This is a genomic window from Flavobacterium sp. GSA192, assembly GCF_006386525.1.
Taxonomy (GTDB): Bacteria; Bacteroidota; Bacteroidia; order Flavobacteriales; family Flavobacteriaceae; genus Flavobacterium; species Flavobacterium commune.
Map to the genome: position 1 here is coordinate 83,383 of NZ_VAHC01000005.1, position 17,143 is coordinate 100,525.

Consider the following 17,143-nt stretch of genomic DNA (forward strand, 5'->3'; position numbering starts at 1 on the left):
GCTGTTAATTTATGTTTAATATTTTGTCGGTTTTTTACCTTAATCAAATTTCCGGAACAGCTAAAGTAGAATCTGGTTTTTGTTCCGGATTTTTCTTCAAATGTTGGTTCACACGACTTAATAAAACAATAGATAATGCAGATATTCCAATTATGATAAATCCTAAGCTGTTGTAATGTTCTAATGGACTAAAATTATTTTTTTGTACTACAATTGTTCCGGCAAAAGCAGCGGCAATTCCTCCGGAAATTTGTTGTAAAGAAGAATTAATACTCATAAAAGCACCGCGGTCTTCTTTGGCAGGAACCGAAGTTATTAAAGCCGTAGAAGGAACCATTCGGCTCATTACGCCCATCATCATCAAAACATTGATAACGGCAACCAACCAAAACGGAGTTTCAGATAAATTGGTATAAACAGCAACAGTCAGGATTGTCCAAATGGAAGCTGCTGCAAATATTTTGAACTTATCTATTTTGTCGCTCAGTTTACCAATAATCGGCATAATGATTAAAGTGGACATTCCTGCAATCATAAAAAGAAGCGGAAGTTGTTCTTCGGTAATTTTCAAATTGTTAATGGCAAAAGCACTACCAAAAGGCATTAGCATAAATCCTCCAACAGAAAGCACTGCAGTTGCAGAAAATCCTATGCGGTATTCACGTTTACTGATGGTGTGCATTAAATGTTTGAACGCCGAATTTTCTTTTTGTATCGCAAGATGTTCGGTAAGTGGTTTTAGTTTTAATGCGATTAAAACAGCAATAAGTACTGCCAATGCAGCTACTGCCAAAAATGGTGCATGCCAGTCCCATTCGGTAGCAATGTAAAGTCCTAATGGAATTCCGAAAATTTGGCTTGCGCCAAAAGCCATTTGGATAAAACCCATCACACGACCGCGTTGTTGCATCGAAAATAAATCGGTTACAATTGCCATGGAAATAGAGCCTATAACCCCACCAAATAATCCCGTGATAATTCTGGCCGCTACCAGTAAAGGATAGGAGGTGACTACTCCGCATAGAATAGTTCCTAAAATAAACCCGGTGTAAAAGAAGAGCAGTAATTTTTTTCTGTCGAATTTATCGGCAAAACCTGCCGTGAGTAATCCTGAAATCCCGGCACTAAAGGCATAAGCCGAAACCACCAAACCAAAATGAGTTGGTTTTAGTTGCATGGTTTTCATTAAAATATCACCTAATGGCGACATGACCATAAAATCTAAGATTACTGTAAATTGAGTAATCGCCAGAATGAAAATGGCAAACTTTTGGTAGGAAGTAAAAGAAGGTGTTTGTTGAGAGGAGTTTTCCATTTTTATTATTCTGTTAATTCAGAACATTTAAAATCCTGTTCTGTTATCATTTTTATTATTTGTGAAGCATTTAGGGTTCTGCTTTCTATTCGTAATACCGAATCGATGTCTTCTAAATCAATATTCCATTGTTCAATTTCGGGGTTGGAATTTAAAACCTTGCTTATAATCATTTTGTCGTATTCAGTTTTGATATTGGTACCAAAAATCAAAATATTATTAAAATCAGTTTCCATAAGGTGAAATTTTACGGTGTTAATGCTTTTAGGACTAATTCAAATGTGTCGTCGATTGTTTTTTTGTTGAGTTTAAAAGGACCTCCTCCAAAGTTTTTACCATCTCTTTCAAATCGTAATAAGGAGTATAATGGACCATAAGCCACACTCCAGAATATTTCTTTTGAAATAGGAATTAATTCTTTTTTCTCCACTGAATTTCTGAAAAAGGAACCCATGATAATTTTGAAATCCAATAAGCTTTCTTCTAAAATATATTCTCCATAACTGGAGTGTGTGAGCAGTTCCCAACAACTGACTTCAAGTGGTTTGCTTTGTGCAAAACGGATTCTGTTTTCCCATTGTTTGTACAACCCTTCTTTGAATGACATTGAAGGAGAGAAATCTTTAGCCATTTCGTCAAAGAAGTTTTTCCCGATTTCGATTCCAATTTTTTTGATTAAATCGTCTTTGTCTGAATAATAGATGTACAAAGTAGCTACAGATATACTGCTTTCTTTGGCCAGACGGTTCATGCTGAAACCTTCGATTCCTTTTTCAACAAGTAGTGCAATGGCTTTTTGTTTAACGATTTCTTCTTTATTGCTATCTCTTGTTCTCATTCTTTTTTGAATTATGAGACAAAAGTATTAATTATAAGTGAATGTTCGTTTATTTATAAGTAAAATTTATTTTTGAAATACATAATTATTTGAAAACCATTAAGGTATTAAGTTTTATTAAGCTTAGTTTTTCTTAATCTCTTAATGGTTTAAAATGAAAAGTAAAATGTTCTACTTTAAAAAAATAGTTGAAAAAAAAAGACAACCCTTTCGAGTTGTCTTTTGAATATTGGTATAAAAACGATTAAGCTGTTTTTAATACTGAAATTTTATCTAAAATAGTATTGAAAGTAGTGCTTGGACGCATTGCTTTGCTTACTAAAGCAGGATTTGGTTGGTAGTAACCTCCAATTTCTTGTGGTTTTCCTTGTGCACCAATCAATTCCGCATCAATTTTAGCTTCGTTCTCAGTAAGTTCTTTTGCAATTGGAGCAAAGATAGCTTGTAATTCAGCATCTTTAGTTTGGTTTGCCAAAGCCTGAGCCCAGTATAAAGCTAAGTAAAAGTGAGAACCACGGTTGTCAATTTGACCTACTTTTCTAGCTGGAGATTTATCATTTTTCAGGAAAGCATCATTTGCCTGGTCTAAAGTTTCAGAAAGAACGATTGCTTTTTCATTGTTTAAAGTTTGTCCTAAATGCTCTAATGAAGCACCTAAAGCTAAAAATTCTCCTAATGAATCCCAACGTAAGTATCCTTCAGTTACAAATTGCTCAACGTGTTTAGGAGCTGATCCACCTGCCCCCGTTTCGAATAATCCACCACCATTCATTAATGGAACGATAGATAACATTTTTGCAGAAGTTCCAACTTCTAAAATAGGGAATAAATCAGTAAGGTAATCACGTAATACGTTTCCTGTTACTGAGATAGTATCCAATCCTTTGATGATTCTTTCTAATGTGAATTCAGTTGCAGCAATTGGGTTTAAGATACGGATATCTAATCCGGTTGTGTCGTAATCTTTCAAGTATAAGTTTACTTTTTCGATTAATTGTCTGTCGTGCGCTCTGTTTTCATCTAACCAGAAAACAGCAGGAGTTGCAGATAAACGTGCTCTGTTTACAGCTAGTTTTACCCAGTCCTGAATAGGAGCGTCTTTAGCCTGACACATTCTGAAAATATCATTTGCTTCGACAGCTTGTTCCATTAAAACGTTTCCGTTTACATCAACCACACGAACAACTCCGTTAGCTGACATTTGGAAAGTTTTGTCATGAGAACCGTATTCTTCTGCTTTTTGAGCCATCAAACCTACGTTTGGAACAGATCCCATAGTAGTTGGGTCAAAAGCACCGTGTTTTTTACAGAAATCAATTGTAGCAGTATATACACCAGCGTAAGAACGGTCTGGGATAATAGCGATAGTATCTTGAGCTTTTCCTTCTTTGTTCCACATTTGGCCAGAAGTACGAATCATTGCCGGCATAGAAGCATCAACAATTACATCAGATGGTACGTGAAGGTTAGTAATTCCTTTTTCAGAATTTACCATAGCAAGAGCTGGACCATTTTCAATTGCCTGGTCGATAGCAGCTTTTACTTCAGCTTCTTGTGCGTTACCTGCAATTTTTGCGTATACGTCACCTAAACCATTTTTAGTGTTTACTCCTAATTCAGCAAATAAAGCAGCGTATTTTTCGAAAACATCTTTGAAATATACTTCAACGATAGCTCCAAAGATGATTGGGTCAGAAACCTTCATCATTGTAGCTTTTAAGTGTACAGAAAGTAAAACTCCTTGTGCTTTAGCCTCAGCAATTGTTTTAGCAACAAAAGATTTCAAAGCGTTCAAGTGCATTACTGAACTATCGATAATTTCACCAGCTTTCAATGGAGTGCTTGCTTTAAGAACAGTAGCTGTACCGTCTTGTGCAACAAATTCGATTTTTACATCAGTAGCTTCAGCTACAGTAAGTGATTGCTCACTTCCGTAAAAATCACCGCTTTCCATAGAAGCAACTGCTGTTTTAGAATCAGCAGACCAGGCACCCATTGAATGTGGGTTTGCTTTAGCATAATTTTTTACTGCTTTTGGAGCTCTACGGTCAGAGTTTCCTTCACGTAAAACAGGGTTTACAGCAGAACCTAATATTTTAGCATATTTAGCTTTGATTGCTGCTTCGGCGTCGTTTTGTGGAGCTTCCGGGTAATCAGGAACTTTGTATCCGTGAGCTTGCAATTCAGTAATAGCCCCTTTTAATTGAGGAACAGATGCAGAAACGTTTGGTAATTTGATGATGTTTGCTTCTGGAGCAGTAGCTAGTTTTCCTAATTCAGCCAAAGAATCTTTTACTCTTTGCTCCTCAGTTAAAAACTCAGGGAAATTAGCAAGGATACGGGCAGCAACAGAAATATCTTCTGTTTCAATTTCGATTCCGGCTGTAGCAGTAAAAGCTTCAACAATAGGTAAAAACGAATAAGTAGCTAACAAAGGTGCTTCGTCAGTTAATGTGTAAACAATCTTTGATTTTTGTGTCATTTTTTTTATTTTATAATCGTAACTCTTCGGCGAAGAATGTGAAATGTATTGTTTGCTTTGAATAAAGCGGTGCAAAGATATGTAAATCAGACTAAAATACAGTCTGGTTTGTTATAGAAATAGCGGATTTACAGGATAACTAACGACAAGGCTTTAAAATGTTATTTTTTTAAAGAATAAAGGTCTTTTTAAGGGCGTTGTTTGGTTAAAACCTAAAAAAAAGTCCCGACATTGTCGGGACTTTTATGATAAAGAGATAAATTATTATCTTCTTTTGTCTTTGATTTTTGCTTTCTTACCAGTAAGTTCTCTGAAGTAGAAAATTCTAGCTCTACGTACAGCACCTTTCTTATTGATTTCAATTTTTTGTAAAGCTGGCAAGTTGATAGGGAAGATACGCTCAACACCTACTGATCCAGACATTTTACGAATTGTAAAAGTTTCAGTACTTCCAGTACCTCTTCTTTGGATTACAACTCCTTTAAAGAACTGAGTTCTAGTTTTTTCACCCTCTTTAATTTCGTAGTAAACTGTGATAGTGTCTCCAGCTCCGAATTCAGGGAAATCTTTTCTTGTAACAAATTCGCTATTAACGAAATCTACTAAATTTGCCATTTTAAATGCTAATTATGGTTTGAAATCTAATCAACATTCACGGGTATCGCCAGAGGTTAATTAAATGTGGGTGCAAAAGTAATTAAAAAAATTAAATTCCAATAAAAGAAATTTCAAATTCCAATAAAAAAATCAAACTCTAAATAAAATCAAATTCCAAATACCAATTTTTAACTGCTTAATCAATTGGAATTTGGAATTTAAAATATTGGAATTTTTAAAGAAAATTTATTCTAACAAATCCGGGCGTCTGTTTTTAGTGTGTTCATATGCCATATCCTCGCGCCATTTGTCAATTTTAGCAAAATTTCCGCTGGTTAAAACTTCGGGAACTTTCCATCCTTTGTAATCGGCTGGGCGCGTATATATTGGACCTGACAATAAACCATCTTGAAAACTATCGGTTAAAGCTGAGGTTTCATCACTCAAGACACCAGGGATTAATCGGATTAAGGTATCAGATAAAACTAGAGCGCCTAATTCACCTCCGCTTAAAACATAATCGCCAATAGAAATTTCTTTGGTAATAAAATGATCGCGAACCCTTTGATCCACTCCTTTATAATGTCCGCACAGAATAATAATGTTTTCATACATCGACATGGTATTGGCCATTTTTTGGTTCAAAGTTTCTCCATCTGGCGACATATAAATAATCTCGTCGTAGTCTCTTTGTGTTTTTAAATGAGTAATGCAATCGTCAATAGGTTGTACCGTCATGACCATTCCTGCTCCACCGCCATAAGGATAATCGTCCACGCTTTTTTGCTTGTTGATGGTGTAATCTCTTAAGTTATGGATATGAACTTCTACTAGGCCTTTGTCAATAGCACGCTTCATAATTGAAGCTTCAAACGGACTGCGTAGCAATTCAGGTAAAACAGTAATAATGTCAATTCGCATGAGTTTTTGTCTAAGTTTTGAAGTCGCAAAGGTACAAAGATTTCAATAGTAAGTTGAAACCCAAATTCCAAATTTCCAAATTCCCTATTTAATTTGTAATTTTGCGCACAATAAAAAAATAACAACAATGGAAAACGGAATATACGCTAAATTCAATACCTCAAAAGGTTCGGTTTTAGTAAAATTAACTCACGACCTGACACCCGGAACAGTTGGTAACTTTGTAGCTTTGGCTGAAGGAAACCTGGAAAACAAAGTAAAACCACAAGGTGTAAAATATTATGATGGTTTAACTTTTCATAGAGTAATTCCTGATTTTATGATTCAGGGAGGTTGTCCTCTTGGTTCAGGAACAGGAGATCCTGGGTATAAATTTGACGATGAGTTTCATCCAAGTTTAAAACACGATAAACCGGGAGTTTTAGCTATGGCTAATGCAGGACCTGGCACAAATGGTTCTCAATTTTACATTACCCACGTACCAACTTCCTGGTTAGATGGAAAGCACACTGTTTTTGGTCATGTTTTAGAGGGTCAGGATGTTGTTGACGCAGTTGCTCAAGGAGATGTTTTAGAAACTTTAGAAATTATCAGAGTGGGTGAAGAAGCTCAAAAATGGAATGCTGTTGAGGCTTTCAGAGTTTTTGAAGGAAACCGTAAAAAACGTATCGAAGCTGAAAAAGCGGCTGCTGAAGAAGCTATGGAGAAATTAGCTGCTGGATTTGAAAAAACAGAAAGCGGTTTGCGTTACCAATTTATCCAAAGAGGTGAAGGTAAAAAAGCTGAAAACGGAAAAACAGTTTCAGTTCACTATACAGGACAATTACCTGATGGAAAGGTTTTTGATAGCTCTTACCCACGTAAAAAACCAATCGAATTTCCATTAGGAAGAGGAAATGTAATCGAAGGATGGGATGAAGGTATTGCTTTGTTACAAGTAGGGGATAAAGCTCGTTTTGTGATTCCTGCTCATTTAGGATACGGATCTCGTGGTGCCGGAGGTGTAATCCCACCAAACGCTACTTTGATTTTTGACGTTGAATTAATGGACGTAAAATAGTTCTTACGATTGACTGATTATAAGATTAAAATCTCATCTTGTTGTGAAAAAACGAGGTGGGTTTTTTTTTTGGGATTGAATTTTTGATATAAAAAAAACACCTTCAAAAATGAGGTGTTTGAAAGCTATAAACTAGGTGTTTTTAGAATTAGTTACTGCAATTACTTTTAGTGTTTTAATTCCGGATGGTAATTGCCATTCTACTTCGTCATTTTCTTTAAAACCAATTACTGCCACACATAATGGCGCTAAAATAGATACTTTTCCTTCGTTGATATTAGATTGAGAAGGCATAACAATTTGAATATTCATTTGTTTTTTGGTCTTTACATCTTCAATAATAACATGAGAATTAATTCTGATGATGTCTTCGTCTAAAGTGTTTTCGTCACTAATAATCGCGCGATCTAATTCTTGTGTCAGTAATGCAATTTCTCGAATATTGTTGCTGTCTTTGGCTTTTTTTGTTAATTCACGAAGAATATTGTAATCTGTAATTGTTAAAATAGGAGTGGGTTTCATAATAATAAATTTTAAAAGATTATTTGTAAAATAGAATATCTTATCCCTGTTACTAAAATGTTTTAGCAATGGAGATAAAAAAATATAAGACAATGATTAATTCGATGGAGAATCCCAATCAAACAAAAATGAAATTAAAGAAATTAATCCTCCGCCTCGAAGAAAAATGATATGAGCGGAGGCCTAATTAATAAAGGCTTTGTTGTGAGGAAAAAGTGCAGCAACGTTTTGTTTTCTTGGAGAAGAAAACAAAAAACTAGATGTTGTAGCAAGTGTAATAGTAATCATAATTGATAATTTTCCTGAAGACAAAGTTAGTTAAAGATTTGTATTTATGCTGTTATTTCCATTTGATATTACAGCCAATACTCGGTTTTTGGTTTGGATTAATACTTCGGTTGTATAAAACACCATCTATGGCACCTCGTAAATCACTACCGCTTAACGGAATTCCGTTTCCGGGACGGCTATCGTCCAGTTGCCCGCGATAGACTAATTTGTCTTGGTTGTCAAACAAATAAAAATCGGGAGTACAGGCGGCATTATAGGCTTTGGCAACTTCCTGAGTTTCGTCATATAAATAAGGGAATTCAAAATTGTTCTCGAAAGCATATTCCGTCATCAATTCAGGGGCATCCTGAGGGTAATTTACCACATCGTTACTCGAAATTGCAATGATACCAATTCCCTGAACTCTATAATCGTTGGCAATTCGAACGACTTCTTCAATTACATGATGCACAAATGGACAATGATTGCAAATAAAAAATACCAATGTTCCTTTGTCTCCTTTTAAATCAGCAAAAGAATAAGTATGAGTATTGGATTTGGTATCTTTTAGATAAAATTCAGGAGCTATAGTCCCTAAATCGAGCATGTTTGACGGAGTTCGTGCCATTGTTTTGTGATTTGTTTCCAGAGTTTAAAGTTACTAAAATAGCTGACTATTTAAATAGGAAAAACTAATTTTGAATTGGTAATGATTTCAAAAAAAAATATAATTGATTTATGGAGAATAATTTGACTTGGGCTGAATTTGAAAAAGTAGCTATGTATGTTGGGACAATTATAGCTGTAAATGATTTTCCTGAAGCAAGAAAGCCAGCTTTTCAATTGACTATTGATTTTGGTGAAGAAATTGGAATCAGGAAAACCTCGGCACAAATCACCAAAAGGTATACTAAAGAGGAACTTTTAAACCGCCAAATTGTTGCGGTGGTTAATTTTCCTAAAAAGCAAATAGGGAAATTTATGAGCGAATGTCTTGTTTTAGGAGCAGTTGGAGAAGAAGGAGATGTTATCCTTTTAGCTCCTGATTTTAAGGTTGAAAACGGTTTGCGAATAGGTTGAATTTAATCATAAATTACACGAATTATCGCAAATTAGTTAGTGAGAATTCGTGTAATCTGTGGTTTGTTAAAATTGAATTTATTTTTCTATTGGTAAATTATAATCTTGTCCCCATTCAGTCCAGGAGCCATCATAAATGGCTTTTGGCTGATTATTTGAAATTAATTCGTAAGCAATGAGATTAATGCAGGCTGTAATACCTGAACCACAGGAAAAATATAAGTTTTGATCCTGATGCGGTAAAATTTGTTTTAGTTCTTCTTTAGGTAAAAAATGACCGTCTTTTAAAACTTTTGAAAAAGGAATATTTACGGCATTCGGGATATGTCCGCTTCTTAAACCTTCTCGAGGTTCTTCGGTCTCGGCATTAAATCTGTCGGCTGAACGGGCATCAATTACAATAGCTTCTTTTGAAGTAATATTATGTAAAACCTGAAATTTGTTTTTAAACATATCAGCTTTAAAATGAGCTTCAAAATCACCTTCTTTAAATGATTTTAAAGCTACTTTTTCAATTGCAAATCCTTCTTTTTCCCAGGCAGGAAATCCGCCATCTAAAACCCAGACATTTTCGTGTCCCATGCTTTTGAATAAATACCATGCTCTAGGGCTGGAGTAGATTCCTTTGGTGTCATAAACCACAATTTTACTGTGTTTGCTGATTCCTAGTTTTCTTGCTTCGGTGGCAAAAGCCTGGGGTTGGGGTAGGGTATTGGGTAAAGGAATTGAAGTGTCGCTAAATTTATTTTTAATGTCAAAAGTACGTGCCCCGGCGATTTGTAAATCATGAGGCGGAGCATCTAAAACAGCATCCAGAATGATTAGTTCAGGATTGTTAATGTTTTCTTGGAGCCAACTTACGGATACAATTGGGATTTTCATATTGATGTTATTTTAATTGGAAAATAAGGACTACTAAGATACGAAATTGTGAAGTTTTCTTATTCCAATTTTTATATAAATAAAAAGTCCAAAAACCGAATGATTTTTGGACTTGATGTAAAATTTGTTTGATGTGATTAAATGTCATCAAAATCAATATCGGTAAAGCTTGATACTCCGGGAACAGTCTCTTCAGCAGTTACTCTTTCAGTAGCATATTCTTTTTTGAAATCTTTTTGGTGTCTTTCAGAGATTACTTCTTCGCCTTTGTGGTTTAAAACATAAGAAGTCATTTCTTCCAGGATCTCGGTAAAAGCAGCAAAATCTTCTTTGTATAAATATATTTTATGTTTTTTGAAATGGAACGATCCGTCCTCTTCTGTAAATTTTTTGCTTTCGGTAATGGTAATATAATAATCATCCGCTTTTGTAGCTCTCACATCGAAGAAATAGGTTCTTCTTCCTGCACGTAAAACTTTAGAAAAGATTTCTTCTTTTTCTAACATGTCATTTTCTCTCATAATCCGTTCTATACAATAATATGGTTGTTAATTGGAAACCAAAAATGATAAAAATATATTTATTAAGCAAGATTTAAAGTAATTCTTTTTCAGAAAGTTGTTTTAAATAGAGTGATGCATAATAGCCTTCCTGATTTATTAACTGGTTATGAGTGCCTTGTTGAATAATTTTTCCATCTTCGAGAATAATTATTTTATCAGCATTTTTAGCAGATGAAACACGATGACTCACAATTATGGTAGTTTTGTCTTTGCAAATAGCATTTAGATTGTTTAAAATTGCTTCTTCGGTTTCGGTATCCACTGCCGATAAACAGTCGTCAAAAAGCAATATAGGAGGATTTTTAATAATGGCTCTCGCTATAGAAACACGCTGTTTTTGTCCACCCGAAAGGGTAATTCCTCTTTCGCCAAGAATGGTGTCGTATTGCTTGTTGAACCCCATAATGTTGTCATGAACCACAGCATTTTTGGCAGCAGTGATTACTTCTTCGATTTCGGCATCTTCTTTTCCGAATTTGATGTTGTTTTTAATACTGTCCGAGAATAAAAAAGCATCCTGAGGTACAATTCCAATACTGTTTCGCAAATCAAATAAGTTCAGGCGACTGATTTCCTGTTCGTCAATTTTTACTGATCCATCGGTTACGTCGTACAAGCGGGAAATTAGAGATAAAATAGTCGATTTTCCGGAACCTGTTTTTCCAAGGATTGCCAGTGTTTCTCCTTTGTGTATTGTAAAGGATACGTTTTGAAGTGCTTTGATATTTGTGTCTTCGTAAGTGTAGCTCACATTTTCGAATGTGATAGTTCCTTCTATTTTGGATTTTTCGGGATTGTTGTTTTTGATTTCAGGCTCGATTTTCAGGAATTCATTCAGTCTTTTTTGAGAAGCTTCGGCTTCCTGAACCATTGATGAAACCCAACCCAATGAAGCCACAGGCCAGGTTAGCATGTTGATATACAAAATAAATTCGGCAATGGTACCAATGCTTTTGATACTGCCATTGATGTACATAATTCCTCCAAAATAAACCACAACTAAGTTGCTGATTCCGATTAAGGCTAACATTAATGGACCAAATAAGGATTGAACTTTGGCTAAATCCAAACTTTTACTTTTACTTTCTAACGCCAGTGCGTGCATATTGTCCTCATGCTGGTTTTCTAACGAATAGGCTTTAATCACGCGAACTCCGGAGAATATTTCCTGCGTAAAACTGGATACTTTGGATAAATATTGCTGAAAAGTAGTACTTCGAATATTGATTTCTGTACTTAATTTAAAAATAGCATAGGATAAAAGCGGTAAGGGTAAAAGTGTATATAAAGTAAGCAATGGCGAAACCCGATACATGAACAGAATTACAATAGCAAAACGAATAATGGTATTAATCGTGTACATAACAGCCGGTCCAACATACATTCTGACTTTAGAAATGTCTTCGCTTATGCGATTCATTAAATCGCCGGTACGATTTTGTTTGTAGAAATTTTGAGATAGGTTTTCGTATTGTTTAAAGACCTCGTTTTTTAAATCAAATTCAATATGACGTGACATTACAATCAGGGTTTGACGCATTAAAAAAGTCAAAAAACCGGCAATAATGGTCGTAGCAATAATGAGTAAAATATTGTTTACTAATTGGTCTTGAATAACCGAATTTGATATGGTTTTGTCTTTTGCAAAATTTTCAATAGCAGCAAACGATTGGCTGATTAATTTAGGCGTAAAAAGTGAAAATATTTGGGCAACAATTGTAAATACAATTCCTAAAATAAAACGGTATCTGTATTTGATGAAATATTTATTGAGATAGAGTAATTCTTTCATTTCTGGGCTGGGCTGAATTTTAGAAAAACAAAGATAAAGCTTTAAAAGTAATAATTGTTAGCGATCTGCTTGCTGTTAAGTCTCATTTAACGTTTCATTAGGTAAATTCATTAGCTCAAAATAAAGCCACGAATTCATAAATTTAATTTATTGAATGGAGGAATTTATAAGATATGTTGCTGATTTTAAATTTGGAAAATAAAATTAGTGAATTCGAGGCAACAACATAGGTGTTTTGTCCTGCTTTTTATGGCTTTAAATTTTATTTTGAAAAAGGAAATCCCTATTTTTGCAGACTAATTTTTTAAAAGTTCTTACAAGGTGGTAAATAGACGACACATTCGCGTTAAAGTTATGCAAACCATTTATGCGATGCATCAAAACGGCTCTGATAATTTGGAAAAGGAAGAAAAGTTTCTTTTTCACAGTATCGACAATATTCAGGATTTATACCTTACAATGATTTCTTCCTTGTTAGAAATATGTAAAAAAGAAACGCAGTTTTTGCATTTATCGAGTCAAAAACACTTAGCTACCGCAGCCGAACGCAATCCCAACGAAAAATTTATCAAGAACAGCATTTTTGAAATTCTTGCCGAAAACAATTCTTTAAGCATTGCTTTAGAAACCAGAAAAATCAATGCCTGGCATTTGCACGAAGATTACATCGCTTTATTATTAGCTTCAATAAAAGAGAGTTCTTTTTACCAAAAATACATGAGTAATCCGGCTCGTTCATTTGAAGAAGACCGACAATTAATCGTGGATTTATTTACCGAAGTAATTGTTCCAAATGAGAAATTATACGAATTCTTAGAAGACGATAAATTAACATGGATTGATGATATTCCGATGGTGAATACACAAATCATCAAACAATTGAAAGCTATGAAACCTATCGAAAACGATAATTTCAAAGTGCCAAAATTGTATAAAGACAATGAAGATAAGGATTTTGTTAAAGATTTGTTTCGTAAAACAGTATTGAATGAAGCCGAATTAGCAAAAGAATTTGTGGATAAAACGCCTAACTGGGATAGCGATAGAATTGCTGAGGTGGACACAATTATTTTAAAAATGGCTATTTGTGAATTTTTGAAATTTCCATCTATTCCGGTGAAAGTAACTTTGAACGAATATCTGGAATTAGCCAAAGAATATTCTACTCCTAAAAGTAGTATTTTTATCAACGGAATTTTAGATAATTTGGTTAAAGAATTAGAAACCAGTAAAAAAATGATAAAAGCCGGTCGCGGTTTAATGTAATAGTAAATAAATTAAAAAGAATTAAAAATTATGGGTCAATTAAATCAGTTTTTGCCGTTTATCCTAATGTTTGTGGTTATCTATTTCTTCATGATCAGACCACAACAAAAGAAAATGAAACAAGAAAAAGAATTTGAAGCTAGCTTAAAAGTAGGTGATAAAATCATTACTAAAAGTGGTCTTCACGGAAAAGTAGTTGAACTTGCTGATACTACTGTTGTTATTGAAACTATGGCTGGGAAATTAAAAATGGAGCGTTCTGCTATTTCTATGGAAATGAGTGCTTCACTAGCTAAAAAATAATACTAAGAGGAATCTTAAAATGTAAAAAGTCCCGTTTCCAATTGAGAACGGGACTTTTTTATGGGCTAAGGTTTTTAAAAGCAATTGAAATATTTTCTAAATCAGCGTTTGATTTTACAAAAATATTGGTTCGCTTTTACAAAGTTTTAAAATGATTAATTCAGGTTTAATAATTTATAGATAATCCTGTACCAAATCCCATGTCGCTGTCGTAATGCGAACGAATACCGATGTTTTTGGTGATTATATAGCGTAAATCAACCATGTATTCTTTGTCGGTGTTTACCATAAAACCAGCTCTTAATCTTTTGGAAACCGGAATGTCTTCGCGCATTAAGGAAAGACGGATTATTCCATCATGGTAAATTTCAGTTTGAAAGTTTACTAGCATTGGAAGCGTGTACATAACTCCCAGACTTATAGCATTTCGATTGTCTTTTTTGTTGACTTGTTTAAATAAATTGCTTTCTTGTTCATCGATTCCCATTTTGCGGTAACGCCAGTCAAAACCTATGAAAGGCATTAGCCACTGCATTTTTCCAATGTATCTTCCCAGATGTGTTTCTACTTCGTAACCGTGCATTTTGTTGTAACCTAAGCGCCATTCGGTACCTAGACTCCATCGTGATTTTTGGAGCATTGCTTCTCCGTCGATGCCATTGCTGGCAAAATCGCTTGTTGCCATTAAATGTGGCATGTCACTTTCTTTTTGCAACATTTTATAAGCTTCTTTTTTATTAGCTAATCTCGGATTTTTATAATCACCTACTTCAAACACTCTGTTCATTCCCGCCATCATGTGATACAAAATGTGACAATGAAAAAACCAATCGCCTTCTTCATTAGCCAGAAATTCGATAGTGTCTGTTTCCATTGGCATGATGTCTAATACATTTTTTAGCGGTGCATTATCGCCTTTACCGTTTAAAAGTCTAAAATCAAAACCGTGTAAATGGATAGGATGGCGCATCATCGAATTGTTGTAGAGTGTAATCCGGAGTATTTCGCCTTTTTTTACAGGAATTTTATCGGTTTCAGAAAGGATTTTATTATCCATACTCCACACATACCGATTCATATTTCCTGTAAGGATAAATTTAAGTTCTTTAACCGGAGTATCTTTTGGAAGTACAGTAGGATGTGGTGATTCTAACATGGCGTAGTTTAAGGTTTTGATTTCGCCTAAAGTATTCGCGTTGTAACGGTTGGGCTCGTTGTCCCTATTCATATTGTGCTGGCTGTGGTCTTTTTCTTTTTTAGTTTCTCCTGTAATTTCGGTATACATCACTACATTCATATCCATTTGATTGAGACTCATATTCATTCCCATATCATCAAGATCTCCGTTCATTTTCATCATGTCGTTCATCATCTTCATCCCTTCAAAGTATTTGAGACGAGGCAAAGCTCCCACGAACTCCTTAATTCCGTTTCCTATAAAATAACTCGACGAGTTGGTGCGGTCTTCGGTGGTAGCCATAAATTCATAGGATTTTCCATCTTCAGGAATAGTAATAACTACGTCATAAGTTTCTGAAACAGCAATAAGCAATCGGTCAACTTCAACGGGTTTAACATCATTTCCATCATTAGCAACTACCGTTATTTTTCCACCGGCATAACGAAGCCAGAAATAAGACGAAGCACCTCCGTTAGCAATACGCAGTCTTACTTTATCACCCGCTTTAAGCAATTTTCCGTTGATAGTTTTTAAAGTAGTTTCAGGATTACCGTTCATTAATATTTTTTCGTAATAGACATCGCTCACATCCATGGCCAACATTCGTTTCCATTCGTTAGTGAGTTTGGTTTTAAAATGACCTTCTCTGATGGCTTCGGCATAACTTTGTGTCGCACCTTTTTTAATCGCAGCCCAGTCATTGGCATTGCGCAACATTCGCTGAATATTATCCGGTTTTAGATTTGTCCATTCGCTTAGAATTATCGGAACAGCTGGTAAATCGTCAATGCCTTTTCGGAAAGTTGTATCATTTGCTTTTTTCAACATAATAAAATTACCATACATGCCAATTTGCTCCTGAAATCCGGAATGCGAATGATACCAATGTGTTCCGTTTTGAATGATAGGAAAACGGTACGTGTAGGTTTCTCCTGGTTTTATAGGCATTTGGGTAAGGTAAGGAACACCATCTTCTTTATTTGGCAAAAACACACCGTGCCAATGCAAGGATGTATTTTCTTTGAGTTGATTATGAACAACAATTTCGGCAGTATCTCCTTCGGTAAATGTCAGCGTAGGCATTGGGATTTGCCCGTTTACAGCAATAGCTCTTTTTTCTTTTCCTGCGTAGTTTACAATCGTATCTTTTACGAATAAGTCATAATGGACTACTTTTTGGGAAAAAGTCAATTGTGCTGTAAATAATGCTAACGCAGTAATAAAGAGCTGTTTTTGTAATGAATAAATGGTGTTCATAATCTTGTTTTAATAGAATTGATATGCCAATTAGGATTATATTTTAGTTTCATTTTTCTTTTTTGCTTGATCAAAAAAGAAACAAAAAAATCAAGTCTTACGCTTCCTCGTCGGTCAAATTATTTTGTTGCTACAACTGAACCACAATTCAGCATGGCAGCACCGTAATACGGATTTTTGATTTCTTTTTCGGTGCTTAACCAATAGGATTTTTTCATAGGACAGTATTGATAATATACTTTATGGTTGAGTTTTTCGGAGTTTTTTACAATGTCCCAAACTATAGTTGACACCGAATTAAAAGCTTCTCTTTGTTTTTGAATGTTGTTGGCTTTTAGCATTTTCCCGGTAGATTGTAGCAAATTTTCTTTTTGTTTAAAATTGTCATCCTCTTTAATGCTTTGGTATAATGAATTGATAGTTTGTTTAGCCGTTTTAGCATCGCTGTTGACTAAGGCATTTTTTACACTAATGTAATTAGTAACCAAGGCATTTGTATTTTGAGCAAAAACTGAATACCCAAACAGTAGTATTGCTGCTGATAATAAGTTATTTTTCATGATGCTTGAATTTAATTGTTTAAAGATTCTATTTTAAAGCCTGCTTTTTGGACGGCTTCAATAATTTGTTGTTGGCTAATTGTGTTTGTTTTCACAGTCAGAATTTTGTCTTTGTTAGTGGTATCTACTACCCAATCAGACAGACCTTCGATTTTATTTAGAAAGGGAGTAACTGTAGCTACGCAACCACCACAATTAATGTTAGTTTTGAACTGAAATGTTTTATGATTGTTTTCCATTTGATTTAAAATTTGA

At 34.6% G+C, this 17,143-nt stretch carries 18 protein-coding genes; 4 read left to right on the forward strand and 14 right to left on the reverse strand.

From position 1 onward, the window contains the following. Positions 1–43: 43 nt before the first annotated feature. The 6 genes from FDM27_RS11275 to trmD form a co-directional block, all read right to left on the reverse strand. Positions 44–1,315: an MFS transporter gene (locus FDM27_RS11275; protein WP_140486555.1), complete on the reverse strand. Its 1,272-nt coding sequence runs from the start codon at positions 1,313–1,315 to the stop codon at positions 44–46. Positions 1,316–1,320: 5 nt separating this feature from the next. Then, entirely contained in the window at positions 1,321–1,551 is a 231-nt protein-coding gene (locus FDM27_RS11280; RefSeq protein WP_140486557.1) for a hypothetical protein, read from the reverse strand. Between the two features lie 11 nt (positions 1,552–1,562). After that, entirely contained in the window at positions 1,563–2,153 is a 591-nt protein-coding gene (locus FDM27_RS11285; protein WP_140486559.1) for a TetR/AcrR family transcriptional regulator, read from the reverse strand. Between the two features lie 244 nt (positions 2,154–2,397). After that, positions 2,398–4,635, reverse strand: a complete 2,238-nt coding sequence (locus tag FDM27_RS11290) for an NADP-dependent isocitrate dehydrogenase (protein WP_140486561.1) — start codon at positions 4,633–4,635, stop codon at positions 2,398–2,400. A gap of 264 nt (positions 4,636–4,899) precedes the next feature. After that, positions 4,900–5,250 carry a 50S ribosomal protein L19 gene (gene rplS / locus FDM27_RS11295; protein ID WP_071183583.1) on the reverse strand — a complete coding sequence of 117 codons (351 nt, stop codon included), beginning with the start codon at positions 5,248–5,250 and terminating at the stop codon, positions 4,900–4,902. A 228-nt stretch (positions 5,251–5,478) separates the two neighbouring features. Further along, a complete protein-coding gene (trmD, locus tag FDM27_RS11300; protein WP_140486564.1) occupies positions 5,479–6,153 on the reverse strand; it encodes a tRNA (guanosine(37)-N1)-methyltransferase TrmD in 675 nt (224 codons plus the stop codon). A gap of 127 nt (positions 6,154–6,280) precedes the next feature. Between trmD and FDM27_RS11305 the strand changes: the two genes are divergently transcribed. After that, entirely contained in the window at positions 6,281–7,213 is a 933-nt protein-coding gene (locus FDM27_RS11305; RefSeq protein WP_071183581.1) for a peptidylprolyl isomerase, read from the forward strand. Positions 7,214–7,345: 132 nt separating this feature from the next. On the opposite strand, the gene FDM27_RS11310 is transcribed toward FDM27_RS11305, so the two are convergent. Together FDM27_RS11310 and FDM27_RS11315 are read right to left on the reverse strand one after the other, a co-directional pair. After that, a complete protein-coding gene (locus tag FDM27_RS11310; protein ID WP_071183580.1) occupies positions 7,346–7,735 on the reverse strand; it encodes a GreA/GreB family elongation factor in 390 nt (129 codons plus the stop codon). A 340-nt stretch (positions 7,736–8,075) separates the two neighbouring features. Then, positions 8,076–8,633: a thioredoxin family protein gene (locus tag FDM27_RS11315; protein ID WP_071183579.1), complete on the reverse strand. Its 558-nt coding sequence runs from the start codon at positions 8,631–8,633 to the stop codon at positions 8,076–8,078. 110 nt (positions 8,634–8,743) lie between these two features. Here FDM27_RS11315 and FDM27_RS11320 point away from each other — a divergent pair, with 110 nt between their 5' ends. Beyond that, the gene (locus FDM27_RS11320) at positions 8,744–9,085 is read left to right on the forward strand and encodes a tRNA-binding protein (protein ID WP_071183578.1); all 342 of its coding nucleotides are present in this window, start codon (positions 8,744–8,746) and stop codon (positions 9,083–9,085) included. A gap of 78 nt (positions 9,086–9,163) precedes the next feature. Here FDM27_RS11320 and FDM27_RS11325 read toward each other — a convergent pair whose 3' ends face one another. The 3 genes from FDM27_RS11325 to FDM27_RS11335 form a co-directional block, all read right to left on the reverse strand. Beyond that, positions 9,164–9,967: a sulfurtransferase gene (locus FDM27_RS11325; RefSeq protein ID WP_140486566.1), complete on the reverse strand. Its 804-nt coding sequence runs from the start codon at positions 9,965–9,967 to the stop codon at positions 9,164–9,166. A 137-nt stretch (positions 9,968–10,104) separates the two neighbouring features. Next, positions 10,105–10,488 (reverse strand): PUR family DNA/RNA-binding protein, encoded by a 384-nt coding sequence (locus tag FDM27_RS11330; protein WP_071183576.1) that lies wholly within the window; start codon positions 10,486–10,488, stop codon positions 10,105–10,107. 73 nt (positions 10,489–10,561) lie between these two features. Continuing rightward, on the reverse strand, positions 10,562–12,322 hold the full coding sequence (locus FDM27_RS11335) for an ABC transporter ATP-binding protein (RefSeq protein WP_140486568.1): 1,761 nt from the start codon (positions 12,320–12,322) through the stop codon (positions 10,562–10,564). A gap of 354 nt (positions 12,323–12,676) precedes the next feature. On the opposite strand from FDM27_RS11335, the gene nusB reads away from it, so the two are divergent. Beyond that, positions 12,677–13,588 carry a transcription antitermination factor NusB gene (gene nusB, locus FDM27_RS11340; protein ID WP_071183574.1) on the forward strand — a complete coding sequence of 304 codons (912 nt, stop codon included), beginning with the start codon at positions 12,677–12,679 and terminating at the stop codon, positions 13,586–13,588. Positions 13,589–13,618: 30 nt separating this feature from the next. After that, positions 13,619–13,891 carry a preprotein translocase subunit YajC gene (gene yajC, locus FDM27_RS11345; protein ID WP_071183573.1) on the forward strand — a complete coding sequence of 91 codons (273 nt, stop codon included), beginning with the start codon at positions 13,619–13,621 and terminating at the stop codon, positions 13,889–13,891. A gap of 166 nt (positions 13,892–14,057) precedes the next feature. On the opposite strand, the gene FDM27_RS11350 is transcribed toward yajC, so the two are convergent. From FDM27_RS11350 to FDM27_RS11360, 3 genes are all read right to left on the reverse strand, one after another. After that, positions 14,058–16,328, reverse strand: coding sequence for a multicopper oxidase domain-containing protein (locus tag FDM27_RS11350; RefSeq protein ID WP_140486570.1), 2,271 nt, complete (start codon positions 16,326–16,328; stop codon positions 14,058–14,060). Positions 16,329–16,447: 119 nt separating this feature from the next. After that, entirely contained in the window at positions 16,448–16,888 is a 441-nt protein-coding gene (locus tag FDM27_RS11355) for a DUF3347 domain-containing protein (RefSeq protein ID WP_140486572.1), read from the reverse strand. 11 nt (positions 16,889–16,899) lie between these two features. Continuing rightward, positions 16,900–17,127: a heavy-metal-associated domain-containing protein gene (locus FDM27_RS11360; protein WP_140486575.1), complete on the reverse strand. Its 228-nt coding sequence runs from the start codon at positions 17,125–17,127 to the stop codon at positions 16,900–16,902. Positions 17,128–17,143: the final 16 nt, after the last annotated feature.

Excerpts from the sequence above, each read along its gene's own strand:
- FDM27_RS11310 (WP_071183580.1), bottom strand. The coding sequence starts at position 7,735 with ATGAAACCCACTCCTATTTTAACAATTACAGATTACAATATTCTTCGT.
- nusB (WP_071183574.1), top strand. The coding sequence starts at position 12,677 with ATGCAAACCATTTATGCGATGCATCAAAACGGCTCTGATAATTTGGAA.
- FDM27_RS11360 (WP_140486575.1), bottom strand. The coding sequence starts at position 17,127 with ATGGAAAACAATCATAAAACATTTCAGTTCAAAACTAACATTAATTGT.
- rplS (WP_071183583.1), bottom strand. The coding sequence starts at position 5,250 with ATGGCAAATTTAGTAGATTTCGTTAATAGCGAATTTGTTACAAGAAAA.
- FDM27_RS11350 (WP_140486570.1), bottom strand. The coding sequence starts at position 16,328 with ATGAACACCATTTATTCATTACAAAAACAGCTCTTTATTACTGCGTTA.
- FDM27_RS11315 (WP_071183579.1), bottom strand. The coding sequence starts at position 8,633 with ATGGCACGAACTCCGTCAAACATGCTCGATTTAGGGACTATAGCTCCT.
- yajC (WP_071183573.1), top strand. The coding sequence starts at position 13,619 with ATGGGTCAATTAAATCAGTTTTTGCCGTTTATCCTAATGTTTGTGGTT.
- FDM27_RS11320 (WP_071183578.1), top strand. The coding sequence starts at position 8,744 with ATGGAGAATAATTTGACTTGGGCTGAATTTGAAAAAGTAGCTATGTAT.
- FDM27_RS11275 (WP_140486555.1), bottom strand. The coding sequence starts at position 1,315 with ATGGAAAACTCCTCTCAACAAACACCTTCTTTTACTTCCTACCAAAAG.
- FDM27_RS11290 (WP_140486561.1), bottom strand. The coding sequence starts at position 4,635 with ATGACACAAAAATCAAAGATTGTTTACACATTAACTGACGAAGCACCT.
- FDM27_RS11325 (WP_140486566.1), bottom strand. The coding sequence starts at position 9,967 with ATGAAAATCCCAATTGTATCCGTAAGTTGGCTCCAAGAAAACATTAAC.
- FDM27_RS11355 (WP_140486572.1), bottom strand. The coding sequence starts at position 16,888 with ATGAAAAATAACTTATTATCAGCAGCAATACTACTGTTTGGGTATTCA.
- FDM27_RS11280 (WP_140486557.1), bottom strand. The coding sequence starts at position 1,551 with ATGGAAACTGATTTTAATAATATTTTGATTTTTGGTACCAATATCAAA.
- FDM27_RS11330 (WP_071183576.1), bottom strand. The coding sequence starts at position 10,488 with ATGAGAGAAAATGACATGTTAGAAAAAGAAGAAATCTTTTCTAAAGTT.
- FDM27_RS11335 (WP_140486568.1), bottom strand. The coding sequence starts at position 12,322 with ATGAAAGAATTACTCTATCTCAATAAATATTTCATCAAATACAGATAC.
- FDM27_RS11285 (WP_140486559.1), bottom strand. The coding sequence starts at position 2,153 with ATGAGAACAAGAGATAGCAATAAAGAAGAAATCGTTAAACAAAAAGCC.
- trmD (WP_140486564.1), bottom strand. The coding sequence starts at position 6,153 with ATGCGAATTGACATTATTACTGTTTTACCTGAATTGCTACGCAGTCCG.
- FDM27_RS11305 (WP_071183581.1), top strand. The coding sequence starts at position 6,281 with ATGGAAAACGGAATATACGCTAAATTCAATACCTCAAAAGGTTCGGTT.